The sequence below is a fragment of the Limnohabitans sp. Bal53 genome (assembly GCF_003063355.1).
In the GTDB taxonomy this organism is placed as follows: domain Bacteria; phylum Pseudomonadota; class Gammaproteobacteria; order Burkholderiales; family Burkholderiaceae_C; genus Limnohabitans_A.
On the sequence record NZ_NESH01000002.1, the window covers coordinates 545,690 to 561,124 of the forward strand.

The window sequence follows — 15,435 nt, forward strand, 5'->3', positions numbered from 1 at the left end:
GGGATAACGCTCAAAAGAAACTCAGGCTTTGACCCATTTTTTCAATGGGTTGGCGTACACGACTTCCTCGTTCACAAAGGCCTGGTGACGGGCTTCGACGGAGCCCAAATCATACAAATAATTGACCATCAGAGAGGCCGACTGCTGCAGCCCTTTGGCAGACAGGTCAGCACCGACATGCACCGCCTCCAAGCGCGCACCATTGTCGAGGTGAAAGCGTGCCACGGGGTCTGCCAGCTGGCCGTGGGTTTGGCCCACCAGAAAGCCCGTGCACAAGCGCAAAAGACAGTCTTTGACATTGGCCGGCATGGTGTTGACATGGTCGGCCAACAGGGGTTTGTGCGCCGCCAACCAGTGGGTCAACGTGGCATGGGCCAAGCCATCCTTGGCCGACAACTTGGCGGGGTCGACTTTCTCGATCCAGCGCATGAATCCTGGCACCGGCGACAAGGTGCAATAGGTCTTCAAACTCTCGACCTCGGCGGCCAGGTGCTCGGCCACCCGCTTGATCAGGAAGTTGCCCAGCGACACCCCCCGCAAACCTGGCTGGCAGTTGCTGATGGAGTAAAAAATGGCGGTGGTGGGTGCCGGCGCTTTTCTGGCTTTGGCCAATTTGACGAGTTCGGCCTCACTGCGCAGTGCAATAAGGGGGGCAATTTCTCCGGGAATGTCGTTCATGAGCGCCACTTCCACAAAAATCAAGGGCTCATTGGGCAGCTGCGGATGAAAGAACGCGTAACAGCGGCGGTCGGACTCCAGCCGTCGGCGCAAGTGGGTCCAGCTGTCGATGGCGTGCACGGCTTCGTGTTGGATGATTTTTTCAAGCAACGCGGCCGAGGAGTTCCAGCTGACCGGTTCGAAACGCAAAAATCCCGGGTTGAACCACGAGCTGAGTAGGTGCAGAAAGTCCGCATCCACAGCCTTCAAACCTTTTCGGTTATTCATGCAGCCCATCAAGGCCACCCGCATGGACAACAGGGTTGCGGTCCCTTTTGGGGTGCGGTTGATCCGCCGGAACAGCTCTTGCCGAGGCGATTCGGTCACATGGGACAAGTGCGACAAAGCCTCAGGTGAGGCCTCTTTGAGGTAAGCCGTCGCGGCCGCCTTGACCACACGTTCATCGGGTGCAAACTCGGTGGCCAAGACCGCAAAAAAGGCTTCTTGTCGGTCTTGGCTGAGCGCCTCCCAGCCTCGCACCACCGCTGCCGCCAGCACATACATGTTGGCTTGCCCCCGCTCAGAAACCAGCTGATGGCATGCATCGACCAATTTGGCAAAGCCGCCATCGGCCTTGGCGCGTTGCCCCAAAGCCAGCAGATTTTTCCAGGACATCATGGTGCGTTCAACCCATCAGGTAAGTGGGCAACCAAGTCGCAATTTCAGGGAACACGCACAACAAAACAATGGACAACACCATGCACATCATGAAAGGGAAAGCACCACGAAGAATGGTGGTCAACTTGACATCTGGCGTGATGCCATTGATGACAAACAGGTTCAAGCCCACCGGCGGGGTGATCAAACCCAACTCCATGTTGATGGTCAGCACCACGCCAAACCAAATCGGATCAAAGCCTGCTGCCGTGATCACGGGCAAGATGATGGGGGTGGTCATCAAGATGATCGCTGCCGGGGGCAAGAAACACCCAAGGACCAAGAGCAACATGTTGATGATGCCCAGCAACACCCAGCGGTTGACGTTCAGCTCGGCAATGGCTTGGGCAACGCTTTGGGTCACCAAGCTCGAAGACATGGCGTAGCTGAACAGCACCGACATGCCGATGATCAGCAGCAGCATGCCGGACTCGCGAATGGCCTCTCGCACGATGCCCCAGATGGCGGTGAAATTCCACATCCGGTAAATCACGATCACCATCAACAAGCACAAAGCAGCCCCCACACCGGCGGCCTCGGAGGGGGTGGCGATGCCGCCGTAGAGTGCATAAATCACACCCACAATCACGCCCATCAAAGGCAGCAGACGGGGCAATAACTCAAAGCGTTGGGCCCAGCTGTAGCTTTCGTTGGTTTTGCCCAGCCCGGTTCCACGACGCCAGCTCAAGAAAAGCGCCCAGGCAATGAACAAACCTGTGAGCAACAGGCCAGGCAAGATGCCCGCAATGAACAAGCGGCCAATCGATGTCTCGCTGGCAATGCCGTACAAAATCATGGTCACGCTGGGCGGGATCAAAATGCCCAGTGTGCCTCCTGCAGCGATCGAACCCGTGGCCAGGTCGGCCTCGTAGCCACGACGGCGCATCTCCGGGATGCCCATCTTGCCAATCGCCGCGCAGGTGGCTGGGGATGAACCGGTCAGGGCCGAAAACAGCGCGCACGCGCCGATGTTGGAAATCACCAACGAGCCGGGCACTTTGTACAACCAGCGGTTCAGGGCTTCGTACAAGTCGCTGCCCGCCCGCGAAGACGCCACCGCAGCCCCCATGATGATGAACATCGGAATGGAGGCCAGTGTGAAATCGTCCAGCCCAGAAAACACGGTGTCGGCCATGTACAGAACCGAGCCCCAACCATCCGACCAGACCATGAAAATCAAGGCGGTACTGCCCAGCGCAAACGCGATGGGCATGCCCGTGGCCAACAACAACAAAGCGACGGCAAAAATGATGCCGCCCATCAATAAGGGGGTCATGCCATTTCCTTCATGTCGTGGGCGGCAGGCATGCCGAAAGGCAAATCGCGGCCTGTGGCCAAGGCCCACATGTCCACCACATATTGCAGGCAGACCAACGTCATGCCAACCGGTACGCTCAGGTAAGGAATCCACAAACGGGCATTCCAGATGCTGGGCGTCTTGAGATCCAATTCCCAAGCCTCCCACCACCAATGGGCCGCGCTGTACAAAAAGAGCACGCAAAAGCCCAATGACAAAATGGAGGCCAACCAGGCCAGCGCCAAACGTGCGGAATCGCCCAAGAACATGGGCAGCAAATCAACGTTGACATGCCCACGCGTGAGCAAAATGTAAGGGGCCCCGAGAAACGTGGCCGCCACCAAGGCGAAAGTCACAAATTCGGTTTGCCAGATAGACGATTCTCCAAGCACGGCACGCACGAAGATCATTTGACAAACGACGAACACCGACACGATCATGAGTGCAGCGGCCACGACGCCGCTCCACTCAGACAGACGGCAAACCCATTGGTGCAGCTGTTTCAAGAGAGGCTCCTGCTTACTTGACGGTCAGCGCCTTGTCGATCAGCGCCTTGCCTGTGGGCACGGTCTTGGCAAACTCCGCGTAAGAAGTTTTGGCTGCCACTGCACGCCACATGTCGGCCTGTGCGGCGGTCATGGTGACCACCTTCACACCGGCCTTGTTGTAGGCCTCGACCATCTTGTCGTCGAGCTTCTTGGACTCGGCTGCAAAATAATCTTCTGCTTTTTTGGAGGCCGCCATCAAGGCTGCTTTTTGCGCTGCATTCAATTTAGCCATGGCTTTTTTGGAGATCAGCACAGGCTCGTACATGAACCACAGCGCCTGGTCGCCAGGCGCGGTCAGGCACTTGACTTGCTCGTAGAGTCGGAAGGACACAAAACTGCCAGCCGAGGTGTCTGTTCCCTGCGCCACGCCTTGTTGCAAGGCGCTGTACACCTCACTGGAGGGCACAGAAACAATGGAAGCACCAGCCCCAGCCCACATTTGCGCAAAGGTCGCACCGGCCGAACGGATCTTCAGACCATCCGCGTCCTTGGGCTCCAAAATGCACTTGTCTTTGCCGGCAAAAGCACCCGCCAACCAGGCATCGGCCAACACGTCGACACCGCCACGGTTGATGATGGCCCGGATGTCATCCATGAAAGGGGAGGCATTGATTTGGCGGGCGTGCGTGTGGTTTTTCACCAAACCAGGCATCAAAGTGGCACCAAACTCGGGGTGAAAGCCGGAGGCGTAATCAAGCGGCAGGGAGGTCATGTCAATTTGACCGCTGAGCATGGCCTTCCATTGCTCTTTGGGCTTGACCAAGCTGGAGCCAGGAAACACTTTGATCGTCAAGCCCACATTGGCTGCTGCGACCTCGCGTGCAATCATTTGCACCATTTCGTCACGCGCATCCCCTTTGCCACCAGGGAATTGGTGCGAAGCCTTCAACACGATATCGGCTTGGGCCGACAGGGCAACGCCAGTCCAAACTGCGATGGCGGCTATATTCTTGAAAACGGGTTTCATGGATGTCTCCTGCTGTTGTATAAAAGAGTCGGAATGTTATATGTATGAGCCTGAGCGTTTCCTAGTGGTTTACCCCTGAACACCGATCACCATGAGCACACCTCACCGAACCCGATCCTTGGTTCAGCGCGTTCGCGAACAAATTGAAGACGACATCGTCGAGGGCCGCCTGAGACCCGGCGATCAATTGCACATGGATGACATCGCCGCGCAATACGGCGTCTCGCGAACCCCTGTGCGCGAAGCCTTTCAGCAACTCGAAGCCAGTGGCTTGGTCGAGGTCAGGCCCAAAAGGGGGACCTATGTGGCCAGCATCAGCACCGCCGACCTGATCGAGATGTTTGAGGTCATGGCCGAACTGGAGGCCATGTGCGCGCGCTTGGCCGCCCGGCGTGCCGACAAAACCCTGATCGCAGACCTCTCGCAGGCCATGGAACACTGTGAAACCGAGGCAGAAAAAGGCGAAGCCAACACTTACTACCATGCCAACGACACTTTTCACCAGCTGATTTACCGCGCCAGTGGCAATGCCTTTTTGGTGCAAGAGACGATTCAACTGAAAAACCGGCTCAAGCCTTACCGGCGTCTGCAACTGCAAGTTCGCCACCGCTTGGCCCAGTCGGTGGCTGAACACCGCAATTTGGCGCAAGCCATCCGCAACGGCGAAGAAGAATTGGCCGCCCAGGCGGCACGGCAACACGTTTTGGTGCAGGGGCAAAGGTTCACCGATTTGATCAGCGCGCTCACCCAAAGCCGCCAAGCGAGCGCGAGCCCCGAACGGGCCTGAGCCGAGATGGCCCATCCAAAGTGCCAAAACCGCCCCCAATGCCTGTCAGCGGGGTTTGGTTTTTCAGGCCTGCCCTGCCAGCATGGCCTCGACCAGCTCTTGCACGGCCAGCGCTTCTTCAGCCGTGGCCAGCTTGTGCGCTTGGCCTTTCAGCCAGGCATCCACTTCGCTCAATTGACGCAGCAGTGCGCTGGTGCGCGGGTCTTCGTCGATTGCAAAGGGAGCGAAGGAAGAACCACCAGACAAAGGCAAAGACTTGAAAGTGAGTAGTTCAAAGAAGCACGGCAGCATCAATCAGGACAAAAACACATTTGTTGGTATTTTTGTTGGTAGAAAGTTAATTCTCTTTTAAAATATTATTTCAAATCAAGAAGTTAGGGTAATTATTTAATTCCCATCACCCGCTCCAGATTTTTCGCCAATTTTCAGAAGGCCCCGCAAGGGGCCTTCTGCATTTGTACCCAGCTCATGAATATCACCGTCAACGAAGAACTCAAAGCCTACATCGACCCACTCACGCCCGATGAGCATGCGGCGCTGGAGCGCAGCATCCTGGGCGAAGGCTGCCGTGACGCCTTGGTGCTGTGGGGCGATCTGCTGGTGGACGGGCACAACCGCTTCGGCATCTGTCAAAAGCATGGCCTACCCTTTCAGACGGTGCAAAACACACGCTTCCAATCGATCGAGGACGTGCACCTGTGGATGATCGACCAACACTTGGGGCGGCGCAGTGTGTCGGATTTTCAGCGTGGTGTGCTGGCCTTGCGCAAGCGAGAAATTCTGTCCGAGCGGCGGGCCCAAGCCATCGCCGCGACCGCTTCTGTGCATGAAGCGCCCCCTGAAGATTCACACCGCACGCCCCAGAACGGCGCTGTGCCAGAGTCCAACCCACTCAAAAGCCGCGCCGACATTGCCAAGGCCGCTCGCCTGAGCAACAGCCAGGTGGTACAGATCGAAAAAATTCGTCAACAAGCAGCGCCTGAACTGGTGGCTGCCGTCAAGTCAGGCGTCATCTCCATCAATGCCGCCGCTGCCGTGGCCAGCCTGCCTGCCGAAGAGCAAAAAAGCGCCGCCCTGGGTGGCAAAGACGTGCTCAAACAAGCCGCCAAGCGGGTGCGTGATGTCAACCGAAAAACGCCACCAGACACCCAGCCCTCTGCAGATGCCGACAAAGCTGGCCACGCAGCCAGAGAGTTGCAAGCCCTGCACGATCAGGTTGCCGCCTTGACCGCAGAAAACCAGGCGCTGCGTGCACAGGTGGCGCAGTTGCAGGCTCAACTGGCGGTTTGAATGTGGAGGGTTTGGGCCCGACCGGTGAGCGCCTCACACAGGACGACAACCCACTGTGCAATGCCACAACATGACAAAAGGCCCACAAAGGGCCTTTTGTCATGAACGCAGCAACCGATCAGAAAATCAGTTTCACGCCGGTCTTGCTTTGCAGCTGCTCAGGCGTCACGCCCGGGGCCAGCTCGACCACTTTGAGGCCCGCGTCCGTCACGTCCATCACGGCCAGGTCGGTGATGATGCGGTCGACCACGCCTTTGCCGGTGAGCGGCAAGGTGCACTCGGGCAAGATCTTCATGTCTTCGGTGCCGTCTTTCTTTTTGGCAACGTGTTCCATCAGGATGATCACGCGCTTGACGCCCGCCACCAGGTCCATCGCGCCGCCCATGCCCTTAACCATCTTGCCGGGAATCATCCAGTTGGCCAAATCGCCCTTGTCGGTCACTTGCATCGCGCCCAGGATGGACAAGTTGATCTTGCCGCCGCGGATCATGGCAAACGACTGTTCGCTGCCAAAAATCGACGAGCCTTTGATGGTCGTCACGGTCTGCTTGCCCGCGTTGATCAGGTCGGCATCCACCTCGTCTTCAGTCGGAAACGGCCCGATGCCCAGCATGCCGTTTTCGCTTTGCAGCCAGACTTCCTTGTCGGCGGGTACAAAGTTGGCCACCAGCGTGGGGATGCCGATGCCCAGGTTCACATAGAAACCGTCTTCCAGTTCGTGGGCCGCACGGGCGGCCATTTGGTCTTGACTCCAGCTCATATCAGACTCCCGCCTTTTCAGTGATGGTGCGTTTCTCGATGCGTTTTTCTGGCTTCGTGTTCAGCACGATGCGGTGCACATAAATGCCGGGCAAGTGAACGCTGTCGGGGTGCATCTCGCCGGTTTCCACAATCTCCTCGACCTCGACCACACACATCTTGCCGGCCATGGCCACAGCCGGGTTGAAGTTGCGCGAGGTGTAACGGAACTGCAGGTTGCCGGATTTGTCGGCGCGGTGCGCTTTGACCAGCGACACATCGGGCACCAAAGAGCGCTCCATCACATAGGTTTCACCGTCGAATTCGCGCAGCTCTTTGCCTTCGGCGACCAAGGTGCCCACACCGGTCTTGGTGAAGAAGGCCGGAATGCCCGCACCGCCGGCACGCAGCTTCTCGGCCAGGGTGCCCTGGGGTGTGAACTCCAAGGCCAGCTCGCCTGCCAAGTACTGGCGCTCAAACTCTTTGTTCTCGCCCACATAAGAAGAAATCATCTTCTTGATTTGACGTGTCTGCAGCAAGAGACCCAGGCCGAAGTCGTCCACACCCGCGTTGTTGGAAATGGCCGTCAAGTTTTGCACGCCGCTGTCACGCAGCGCCGCAATCAAAGCTTCGGGAATGCCGCACAGGCCAAAACCGCCCACACCAATGAGTTGCCCGTCAGCCACGATGCCCTTGAGGGCCTCGGCTGCGGAGGGAAAAATCTTGTTCACGCCAATCTCCAGATACAGGATGAAAACGATACGATACTACGTATTGGACTACGTAGTTTTTCGTAATGGTCTGCCCTCATGTCAAACGACATCGATTACCGCCTCGCCTTCGACCTCGCCCCCATCGGCATGGTGCTGTCACGCAACCGCACCATCGTCGACTGCAACCAGCGCGTGTGCGACATGTTTGGCGTCAGCCGCGAGCAACTGACCGGCCAAAGCTTTCAGCTGCTCTACCCCAGCGCCGACGAATACGAGCGCACCGGACAACGGATCGCCCCCATCCTGAACGCCAAAGGTGTGTACGCCGACGACCGGGTCATGAAACGGGTGGACGGCCGATTCAAAGGCGAAACCTTTTGGTGCCATGTGACGGGCCGGGCGCTCAACCGCGAAGCCCCACACGAGGCGGGCATCTGGACCTTTGAAGACCTGTCAGCCCGCAAACCCGTCAAAGCCGAACTCACCGCCCGCGAGCGCGAGGTCGCCGCCCACCTGATGGACGGCCAGACCAGCAAGGAAATCGGCAAAGGCTTGGGTATCAGCCACCGCACCGTGGAGATTTACCGCGTCAAGCTCATGCGCAAATACGAAGCCACCGGGGCTGCGGATTTGATACAGAAGCTGGTGCGGGGGTAGCCCCAGCCTTGACCTGTTGGTCTACGCTTGCCTGGCACCTCAAGTTTTCGGCTCAATCACCTCAGCAGCAATCCTGAAGGCGTCGATGGCCGTCGGAAAGCCGCAGTAGACGGTAGCGTGCAGCATGAGTTCGCGGATTTCTTCGGGCGTGGCACCGTTGGTCAATGCGCCACGCACATGGGCTTTGAGTTCTTGGTGTTTGCCTTGCGCCGTGAGCATGGCCACGGTGATGAGGCTGCGGGTTTTCAGGTCCAGCCCAGGGCGCTGCCACACATTGCCCCAAGCATTGGCCGTGATGAACGCCTGCATGGGCATGGTGAAGTCGGTGGCGGCGCCCAGGGCGCGGTCCACATATTCGGCGCCCATGACCTGGCTGCGGGTGTTGAGCCCGGCTTGGAAGGCCGCATCATCGGCATAGGCTTGGCGTGCATTTTCGATCGGTGTTTTGGACATGACAGACTCCTTAAAGACCCGAGAGCATAATCAAAGGCTTGCCCCACAGGAGACACCATGAGCACACCTACACCATCACGCTACCCCGCCCCCGAAATCAAGGACTTGCCTGACGATATCCGCGCCAAGGTGCTCGAAGTGCAAGAAAAGGCCGGTTTTGTGCCCAACGTGTTTTTAGCCTTTGCACGCCGCCCCGCAGAGTGGCGTGCGTTTTTTGCCTACCATGATGCACTGATGGTGCCCGAGTCGGTGGGGCGAGACAGCGGCCTCACAAAAGGCGAGCGCGAGATGATCGTGACCACCACCAGCGCAGCCAACCACTGCCTGTATTGCGTGGTGGCGCATGGCGCCATCTTGCGCATCTACGAGAAAAACCCTTTGGTGGCCGACCAAGTGGCCATCAACCACCGCAAGGCCGACATCAGCCCCCGTCAACGCGCCATGCTGGACTTTGCGCTCAAGGTCTGCAACCAATCCCATGAAGTGGAAGACGCCGACTTTGCAGCCCTGCACGCCCACGGTTTCAACGACGAAGACATCTGGGACATCGCGGCCATCACCGCTTTCTTTGGGCTGAGCAACCGCATGGCCAGTTTCAGCGGCATGATGCCCAACCCCGAGTTCTACCTGATGGGCCGTGCCCCCAAGGCCAAACCTGCGGCCTGAAGTGCTGGCGGGCGGGCCAGCAAAGCCCAGGCCATTTGCACGAGGGCATCTTCAAACGCGGGGCTGCCCAGCAGGGGCGACTTCTCCAGGCTGGCGCTGCGCAGTGTGCCGATGACCGAGCGGGTCAGGACAAAAAGCTGTGCTGGGCTCGGCATTTGCAGCGCAGGGTGATCGATGCGTTCAAAAAAAATGGCCAGGCGATCTGCCACCTGACGCACAGCGCTGGCGGTTTCATCGGGCTTTTCCAGCGTCCAGCACAGGTGAATCAGGCTTTGGCTCAAGCCCTTGCCGGTGGCAAAACCGCGCACCAAAATGCGTATGGCCTGACCCAGCAGCTCGCGCCCATCGAGCTCGCGCACATTGGGCAGGGTTTCCAGCTCACTCAGATAACGCCCCAACTCCTGCAGCACCATCTCTTGCCCGCGAGCGGCCATGGCCCGCACCAGCACCTCTTTGCTCGGAAAGTATTGGTACAGCGTGCCAATTGAAAACCCGGCAGCCGCAGCCACCTTGTTGGTGGTCAAACCGCCCTCGCCTTCCCTGTCGAGAATCTGAGCAGCGGCCTTAAAAAGGGTCTGCATGGTTTGCTGCGCGCGGGCCTGAGAAGGCTGGCGACGCAGGCTGAGATCGGCTTGGGGCTTGGCCTGTGGCTTGATGGTGGGTTTTGAAGCGGGTTTGGCGGCGGGCATAAAAAGCCTTTTTTGAAAATCTGAGCAGATAGCGAGTTGCAAGGTCTTTGCAAAACCTGAACAATGCTCACATTCTGACCTATTTGCACACGAGACCCACCATGAACAACCACCCCGCCGCCCCGACCGAGTTGACCGTGCGCCGCCTGAGCGTGGACCTGAGCCAGGGTTTCTCGCGCCACTGGAATGGCGGTGATGCTTTTTTGACGGCTTATGCCAACGCTTTGTCCATGAGCTTTCCAGTGGGTGAGCAGTCTTTCATTGATGCGGTCAAGGCTGGCGCCAAACAACTGCCCGACACCCCTGAAAACGCCGAACTCAAGCAAATCGCCAAGGGCTTTGTGGGCCAAGAAGCGACCCACCGCCACCTGCATGCGCTCTACAACGCCCACTTGGAAAAGCAAGGCTTGGTGAACCACTGGGGCCCACGCGCCGAGCAGCGATTGAAAAAGGGCCGCGATGAGTTCTTCAGCAAAAGCGACAAGGGTTACCTGCACGAATTGGCCATTACGGCCGCTTTTGAGCACTACACCGCCATTTTTGGTGACCTGACCCTGGAGAACATCGACCAACCGGGCGACTGGTTTGCCGGGGCCGAAGAACCCCTCAAAACCCTTTGGCGCTGGCACGCGGCCGAAGAGTCCGAACACAAATGCGTGGCCTTTGACCTGTACCAACGCTTGGGCGGCAACCACCAGTGGCGCATGCGCTGGTTCTGGTACGTCACGGTGCAGTTCAGCACCGACGTCTTCCGCCAGACCGTCAACAACCTTTGGCACGACAAAACATTGTTCAAGCCTTCGACTTGGTGGTCTGCCTCCAAATTCCTTTTCGGTCGCCACGGCATGGTCTGGCGCGTGGCCAAGCCGTTGTGGCAATACACCCGCAAAGACTTTCACCCCATGCAAGTGGGCAGCGCCACGTTGTCGCAAGACTGGCTGCAGAGCCACGCCGACCAATGGCGCGCGGTGGGCGCACCTGCCCAATCCAACGCCTGAAGCTTTCAGTCGCTGACCAAGGCCCGCACCCATTCGGGTAGGCTCACGGCTTTTTGCTTGGGGAAATCCACCCAAATCGTGGTTGCACCGCCTGCGGCAAACACCACACCGGGCTGATCGGTCCGCTCCAGCGTGCACCAGCTTTCAAACGTGGTGCGTCCCGGGTCGCTCACAAACATCTTGGCCAAGATGTCGCCCGGGTATTCAAACTGTTTGTAAAAATTGCAAAAGGCATTGACGATCACCGGGCCCTCGCCTTGAGGGTTCGGGGTGAAACCGATCTTGTCAAACCAGTCGATACGGGTGCTCTCCAGGTAGCGGAAATAAACCGTGTTGTTGACGTGGCCCATGGCGTCCATGTCACCCCAGCGAATGGGAATGACCAATTCATTGACCAGCTTCTTGCGTTCGGGCAACGCCAACTTCATAGCTTGGCCCTCACACCGCAAAACCGTCGTCAGCCGACACTACCGCGCCGTTGATGAAGTGGCTCTGATCGCTGGCCAGCAGCATCAACAAGGCGTCCAGGTCTTGTGGCTGGCCCACGCGCTTGCGCGGCAGCATGCTGATGAGCTTTTGACCTTGCTCGGTTTGCCAATGGTGGTGATTGATCTCGGTATCGATGTAGCCCGGGCAAATCGCGTTCACGTTGATGCCGAACTTGCCCCACTCCACCGCAAAAGCTTTGGTCATCTGGATCACAGCCGCCTTGCTCATGCAGTACACGCCAATTTGCGGCAGCACTTTGAGCCCTGCCATCGAGGCGATGTTGATGATGCGCCCGCCCGTGAAGCTGCCAGGCGCCGCCCCCTTGGCGCGGGCCAGCATGCGCTTGCCCACCTCTTGCGCCACAAAAAACGCCCCGCGCACATTGGTGTTCATGATGAAGTCGAAGTCTTCTTCCGTCACGTCTTGGATGCGTTGGGTGGTGCTCACGCCAGAGTTGTTCACCAAGATGTCGATGCTGCCCATCTCTGTTTCAGCGTGCGCCACGGCAGCCGCAATGCTGTGGCGGTCGGTCACGTCCATCTCGACCACATGCGCATCACCGCCAGCCGCTTCAATCTCGGCGCGAAGGTCTTTGAGTTTTTCCATGCGACGACTGGCCAGCACAACGCCCGCTCCGGCAGCAGCCAGGGTTTTGGCAAATTGCGCGCCCAAGCCGCCCGACGCACCCGTGATCAGGGCCACACGCCCCGACAAATCGATTTCATAAGCCATGTCAAATCCTTCCAGGGGTTTAGCATCCGTTGCACCGCAACAGCTGACACCATTGTGCGCGGGAAGCCGCCCCAAGATGCATAAAATGAGTCACACGCCCGACACCCCAGGTGCCGGGCCTCCGAAATCTAACTTGTTCAAAAGAGTCTGTCATGAGCCCCGAAGAAATCCTGAGCACCTACGGCCCCCGCGAATCCATGCCCTATGACGTGGTGGTGGTCGGTGGCGGCCCCGCTGGCCTGTCCACGGCCATTCGCCTCAAACAACTGGCCGCTGAAAAAGGCACCGACGTGTCGGTGGTGGTGCTGGAAAAAGGCGGTGAGCCCGGAGCCCACATCCTGAGCGGCGCCATCATGGACCCCAAGGCCCTGACCGAACTCTTGCCCAACTGGAAAGAGTTGGGGGCACCGCTGAACCAGCCCGTGACCGATGATGCCTGGAGCTTTTTGAGCGAAACCGGTGCCACCCGCACCCCCGGCATCTTCTTGCCCGAGTGCGCACAAAACCACGGCAACTACATCATCAGCCTGTCCAACTTCACACGCTGGCTGGCCCAGCAGGCCGAGAATTTGGGCGTGGAAATTTTCCCCGGCTTCACCGCCGCCGAAGTGCTCTACAACGATGACGGCTCCGTCAAAGGTGTGGCCACCGGCAATCTGGGCATCGGCAAAGATGGCGAGCCCACTGAGAACTTCCAGCTCGGTATGGAGCTGCATGGCAAGTACACCGTGTTCGCCGAAGGTGCACGCGGCCATCTGGGCAAACAGCTGATCGCCAAATACAAACTCGACGACGGCCGCGACCCACAAACCTACGGCATCGGCATCAAGGAAGTCTGGGAGATTGATCCTTCACGCCACACACCCGGCTTTGTGATGCACACCGCCGGCTGGCCCATGAACAACGACACCTATGGCGGTGCTTTCATGTACCACATGGAGGACAACAAGATCGCCATCGGTTACGTGGTGGGTCTGGACTACGCCAACCCTTGGCTCAGCCCCTTTGAAGAGTTCCAGCGCTGGAAAACCCACAACAACATCAAGTGGTACTTCACCAACGACAAGGGCGAAGTCAACGCCAAGCGCATCGGCTACGGCGCCCGCGCCATCACCGCAGGCGGCCTGATGAGCCTGCCCAAGACCGTGTTTCCGGGCGGTGCACTGGTCGGCTGTGACGCCGGTTACCTGAACGTGAGCCGCATCAAGGGCAGCCACGCTGCCATCAAGACCGGCATGCTGGCTGCCGAGGCGGCGTACGACGCCATCGTGGCCGGTCGCGAACACGACGAGCTGAGCGCCTACCCTGAGGCTTTCGAGGCCAGCTGGCTGCACACCGAACTGAACAAGTCACGCAACTTCAAGACCTGGTTCAAGAAGGGCCTGACGGTGGCCACACTGATGAACGGCCTCGAGCAGTTTGTTTTGCGCGGCCACATCCCATGGACCCTGCGCCGCGACAAGGCCGACCACACCTACCTCAAGCCCGCGGCCGAATGCGAACAAATCGTCTACCCCAAGCCCGACGGCAAATTGACCTTTGACCGTTTGAGCAGCGTGTTCATCAGCAACACCAACCACGAAGAAAACCAGCCAGCCCACCTGACGCTGAAAGACGCATCGGTGCCGGTGGGCATCAACCTGGCCAAGTTTGCCGGGCCAGAAAGCCGCTACTGCCCGGCCGGGGTGTACGAATACGTCAAGAACGAGGACAACACAGATCGTCTGCAGATCAACGCGCAAAACTGCGTGCACTGCAAAACCTGCGACATCAAGGACCCCACCCAAAACATCGTTTGGGTCACGCCAGAGGGCGGCGGCGGCCCCAACTACACGGGCATGTAAGTCCTGTGCATTCAATTCAAGAGGCCCTTCGGGGCCTCTTTTTTTCGGTCACGTTTAGTGGCGTCGCCAAGGCAACAGCACCCCCGCGAAAACCCTAGGCCCACAGCGCAATGATCACACCATAATGAACTTGTATGACAAGTTGATCCGCAATTTGTTGTCGTCCACCGATCCACGAGGAGCTTTCGAATGAAATTGAGCAAACTGATGTTGGGCCTGAGTTTGGCCGTTGGTGTTCTGGCCACGGCCTCTGCGCAAGTCACCATGCGCAACAGCATCTCTGTCGGCCAAAACTCGCACCAGGGTGAAGCCATCGACACGCTGGCCAAAGAAGTTGAAAAGCGCACCAATGGGCGCATCAAAATCCAAAACTTCTACTCTGGCTCTTTGGGCGGCGAGCGCGAATCCATTGAATCCGTGCAGCTGGGCACTCAAGAACTGACCACCACTTCCACCGGCCCTGTACCCAATTTTGTGCCAGAAGCACGGATTTTGGATGTGCCCTTTTTATTCCGAGACAAAGCCCACGCGCGTGCTGTGCTGGATGGCCCCATTGGCCAAGAACTGCTGACCAAGTTCGACTCCAAAGGCTTCAAGGCCTTGGCTTGGGGTGAGAACGGTGTGCGCCACATGACCAACAGCAAGCGAGCCGTGAATGCGCCTGCTGACCTTAAAGGTTTGAAAATGCGCACCATGGAAAACCCGGTGCACGTCACGGCCTACAAGAGTCTGGGCATTGTGACTACTCCTATGGCTTTCCCTGAAGTGTTCACCGCCTTGCAGCAAGGCACTGTGGACGGTCAGGAAAACCCGCTGTCGGTGATCATGGCCGCCAACTTTGACCAAGTGCAAAAACACCTGTCCCTCACAGGCCACGTTTATTCACCTGCGGTCATCTTGATGAACAAGGCGTCATTCGACAAACTCAGCGCTGCTGACAAGCAAATCTTCCTCGACTCGGCCAAGGAAGCCGTGAAGGCCAACCGCGCTCGCGTGGACAAGGATGATGCCAATGGTGTGGCTGAATTGCGCAAAAAAGGCATGACCATCATCGAGAACGTGGACAAGTCCAAGTTTGTCGCCACCATGGCACCGGCCATGGCCGAGTTTGAAAAGCAATTCGGCAAAGCCAACTTGGACCGCATCCGCAACTTCAAGTGATCTGAAGCTTTTTGCAACGCCCGACCGGCCAG

Annotated in this window: 18 protein-coding genes; 7 read left to right on the forward strand and 11 right to left on the reverse strand. The window is 58.2% G+C overall.

The features are described from left to right. Positions 1–21: 21 nt before the first annotated feature. From B9Z50_RS07460 to dctP, 4 genes are read right to left on the reverse strand one after another with little or no spacing between them, the layout of a single operon-like run. A complete protein-coding gene (locus tag B9Z50_RS07460; RefSeq protein ID WP_233249803.1) occupies positions 22–1,335 on the reverse strand; it encodes a malonyl-CoA decarboxylase domain-containing protein in 1,314 nt (437 codons plus the stop codon). A 7-nt stretch (positions 1,336–1,342) separates the two neighbouring features. Further along, entirely contained in the window at positions 1,343–2,650 is a 1,308-nt protein-coding gene (locus B9Z50_RS07465; protein WP_108363017.1) for a TRAP transporter large permease, read from the reverse strand. Next, a complete protein-coding gene (locus tag B9Z50_RS07470; RefSeq protein WP_199221686.1) occupies positions 2,647–3,177 on the reverse strand; it encodes a TRAP transporter small permease in 531 nt (176 codons plus the stop codon). The genes B9Z50_RS07465 and B9Z50_RS07470 overlap by 4 nt, the downstream gene beginning before the upstream one ends. A gap of 13 nt (positions 3,178–3,190) precedes the next feature. Next, positions 3,191–4,186: a TRAP transporter substrate-binding protein DctP gene (gene dctP / locus B9Z50_RS07475; RefSeq protein WP_108363019.1), complete on the reverse strand. Its 996-nt coding sequence runs from the start codon at positions 4,184–4,186 to the stop codon at positions 3,191–3,193. A 91-nt stretch (positions 4,187–4,277) separates the two neighbouring features. On the opposite strand from dctP, the gene B9Z50_RS07480 reads away from it, so the two are divergent. Beyond that, positions 4,278–4,973, forward strand: coding sequence for a GntR family transcriptional regulator (locus B9Z50_RS07480; RefSeq protein ID WP_108363020.1), 696 nt, complete (start codon positions 4,278–4,280; stop codon positions 4,971–4,973). A gap of 63 nt (positions 4,974–5,036) precedes the next feature. On the opposite strand, the gene B9Z50_RS07485 is transcribed toward B9Z50_RS07480, so the two are convergent. Continuing rightward, entirely contained in the window at positions 5,037–5,219 is a 183-nt protein-coding gene (locus tag B9Z50_RS07485) for a hypothetical protein (protein WP_199221687.1), read from the reverse strand. A 222-nt stretch (positions 5,220–5,441) separates the two neighbouring features. Here B9Z50_RS07485 and B9Z50_RS07490 point away from each other — a divergent pair, with 222 nt between their 5' ends. Beyond that, positions 5,442–6,263, forward strand: coding sequence for a bZIP transcription factor (locus B9Z50_RS07490; RefSeq protein WP_108363021.1), 822 nt, complete (start codon positions 5,442–5,444; stop codon positions 6,261–6,263). Positions 6,264–6,381: 118 nt separating this feature from the next. Here B9Z50_RS07490 and B9Z50_RS07495 read toward each other — a convergent pair whose 3' ends face one another. Next, positions 6,382–7,023, reverse strand: a complete 642-nt coding sequence (locus tag B9Z50_RS07495) for a 3-oxoacid CoA-transferase subunit B (protein WP_108363022.1) — start codon at positions 7,021–7,023, stop codon at positions 6,382–6,384. A 1-nt stretch (position 7,024) separates the two neighbouring features. After that, positions 7,025–7,732, reverse strand: coding sequence for a CoA transferase subunit A (locus B9Z50_RS07500; RefSeq protein WP_108363023.1), 708 nt, complete (start codon positions 7,730–7,732; stop codon positions 7,025–7,027). Between the two features lie 78 nt (positions 7,733–7,810). Here B9Z50_RS07500 and B9Z50_RS07505 point away from each other — a divergent pair, with 78 nt between their 5' ends. Continuing rightward, positions 7,811–8,371: a PAS and helix-turn-helix domain-containing protein gene (locus B9Z50_RS07505; RefSeq protein ID WP_108363024.1), complete on the forward strand. Its 561-nt coding sequence runs from the start codon at positions 7,811–7,813 to the stop codon at positions 8,369–8,371. A gap of 39 nt (positions 8,372–8,410) precedes the next feature. On the opposite strand, the gene B9Z50_RS07510 is transcribed toward B9Z50_RS07505, so the two are convergent. Beyond that, positions 8,411–8,824: a carboxymuconolactone decarboxylase family protein gene (locus B9Z50_RS07510; protein WP_108363025.1), complete on the reverse strand. Its 414-nt coding sequence runs from the start codon at positions 8,822–8,824 to the stop codon at positions 8,411–8,413. Positions 8,825–8,881: 57 nt separating this feature from the next. On the opposite strand from B9Z50_RS07510, the gene B9Z50_RS07515 reads away from it, so the two are divergent. Then, complete coding sequence (locus B9Z50_RS07515; RefSeq protein ID WP_108363026.1) at positions 8,882–9,490, forward strand: peroxidase-related enzyme; 609 nt, start codon at positions 8,882–8,884, stop codon at positions 9,488–9,490. On the opposite strand, the gene B9Z50_RS07520 is transcribed toward B9Z50_RS07515, so the two are convergent. Beyond that, the gene (locus tag B9Z50_RS07520) at positions 9,448–10,179 is read right to left on the reverse strand and encodes a TetR/AcrR family transcriptional regulator (protein ID WP_233249804.1); all 732 of its coding nucleotides are present in this window, start codon (positions 10,177–10,179) and stop codon (positions 9,448–9,450) included. The genes B9Z50_RS07515 and B9Z50_RS07520 overlap by 43 nt on opposite strands. Positions 10,180–10,280: 101 nt before the next feature. On the opposite strand from B9Z50_RS07520, the gene B9Z50_RS07525 reads away from it, so the two are divergent. Continuing rightward, complete coding sequence (locus B9Z50_RS07525; RefSeq protein WP_108363669.1) at positions 10,281–11,177, forward strand: metal-dependent hydrolase; 897 nt, start codon at positions 10,281–10,283, stop codon at positions 11,175–11,177. Positions 11,178–11,182: 5 nt separating this feature from the next. On the opposite strand, the gene B9Z50_RS07530 is transcribed toward B9Z50_RS07525, so the two are convergent. Both B9Z50_RS07530 and B9Z50_RS07535 read right to left on the reverse strand, forming a co-directional pair. Continuing rightward, complete coding sequence (locus B9Z50_RS07530) at positions 11,183–11,605, reverse strand: thioesterase family protein (RefSeq protein WP_108363028.1); 423 nt, start codon at positions 11,603–11,605, stop codon at positions 11,183–11,185. 10 nt (positions 11,606–11,615) lie between these two features. After that, positions 11,616–12,398 (reverse strand): SDR family oxidoreductase, encoded by a 783-nt coding sequence (locus tag B9Z50_RS07535; RefSeq protein ID WP_108363029.1) that lies wholly within the window; start codon positions 12,396–12,398, stop codon positions 11,616–11,618. Between the two features lie 152 nt (positions 12,399–12,550). On the opposite strand from B9Z50_RS07535, the gene B9Z50_RS07540 reads away from it, so the two are divergent. Together B9Z50_RS07540 and B9Z50_RS07545 are read left to right on the forward strand one after the other, a co-directional pair. Next, entirely contained in the window at positions 12,551–14,242 is a 1,692-nt protein-coding gene (locus B9Z50_RS07540; protein ID WP_108363030.1) for an electron transfer flavoprotein-ubiquinone oxidoreductase, read from the forward strand. A 189-nt stretch (positions 14,243–14,431) separates the two neighbouring features. Continuing rightward, on the forward strand, positions 14,432–15,403 hold the full coding sequence (locus B9Z50_RS07545) for a TRAP transporter substrate-binding protein (RefSeq protein ID WP_108363031.1): 972 nt from the start codon (positions 14,432–14,434) through the stop codon (positions 15,401–15,403). Positions 15,404–15,435: the final 32 nt, after the last annotated feature.

Excerpts from the sequence above, each read along its gene's own strand:
- B9Z50_RS07460 (WP_233249803.1), bottom strand. The coding sequence starts at position 1,335 with ATGATGTCCTGGAAAAATCTGCTGGCTTTGGGGCAACGCGCCAAGGCC.
- B9Z50_RS07530 (WP_108363028.1), bottom strand. The coding sequence starts at position 11,605 with ATGAAGTTGGCGTTGCCCGAACGCAAGAAGCTGGTCAATGAATTGGTC.
- B9Z50_RS07535 (WP_108363029.1), bottom strand. The coding sequence starts at position 12,398 with ATGGCTTATGAAATCGATTTGTCGGGGCGTGTGGCCCTGATCACGGGT.
- B9Z50_RS07525 (WP_108363669.1), top strand. The coding sequence starts at position 10,281 with ATGAACAACCACCCCGCCGCCCCGACCGAGTTGACCGTGCGCCGCCTG.
- B9Z50_RS07495 (WP_108363022.1), bottom strand. The coding sequence starts at position 7,023 with ATGAGCTGGAGTCAAGACCAAATGGCCGCCCGTGCGGCCCACGAACTG.
- B9Z50_RS07520 (WP_233249804.1), bottom strand. The coding sequence starts at position 10,179 with ATGCCCGCCGCCAAACCCGCTTCAAAACCCACCATCAAGCCACAGGCC.
- dctP (WP_108363019.1), bottom strand. The coding sequence starts at position 4,186 with ATGAAACCCGTTTTCAAGAATATAGCCGCCATCGCAGTTTGGACTGGC.
- B9Z50_RS07480 (WP_108363020.1), top strand. The coding sequence starts at position 4,278 with ATGAGCACACCTCACCGAACCCGATCCTTGGTTCAGCGCGTTCGCGAA.
- B9Z50_RS07545 (WP_108363031.1), top strand. The coding sequence starts at position 14,432 with ATGAAATTGAGCAAACTGATGTTGGGCCTGAGTTTGGCCGTTGGTGTT.
- B9Z50_RS07465 (WP_108363017.1), bottom strand. The coding sequence starts at position 2,650 with ATGACCCCCTTATTGATGGGCGGCATCATTTTTGCCGTCGCTTTGTTG.
- B9Z50_RS07515 (WP_108363026.1), top strand. The coding sequence starts at position 8,882 with ATGAGCACACCTACACCATCACGCTACCCCGCCCCCGAAATCAAGGAC.
- B9Z50_RS07510 (WP_108363025.1), bottom strand. The coding sequence starts at position 8,824 with ATGTCCAAAACACCGATCGAAAATGCACGCCAAGCCTATGCCGATGAT.
- B9Z50_RS07490 (WP_108363021.1), top strand. The coding sequence starts at position 5,442 with ATGAATATCACCGTCAACGAAGAACTCAAAGCCTACATCGACCCACTC.
- B9Z50_RS07540 (WP_108363030.1), top strand. The coding sequence starts at position 12,551 with ATGAGCCCCGAAGAAATCCTGAGCACCTACGGCCCCCGCGAATCCATG.
- B9Z50_RS07505 (WP_108363024.1), top strand. The coding sequence starts at position 7,811 with ATGTCAAACGACATCGATTACCGCCTCGCCTTCGACCTCGCCCCCATC.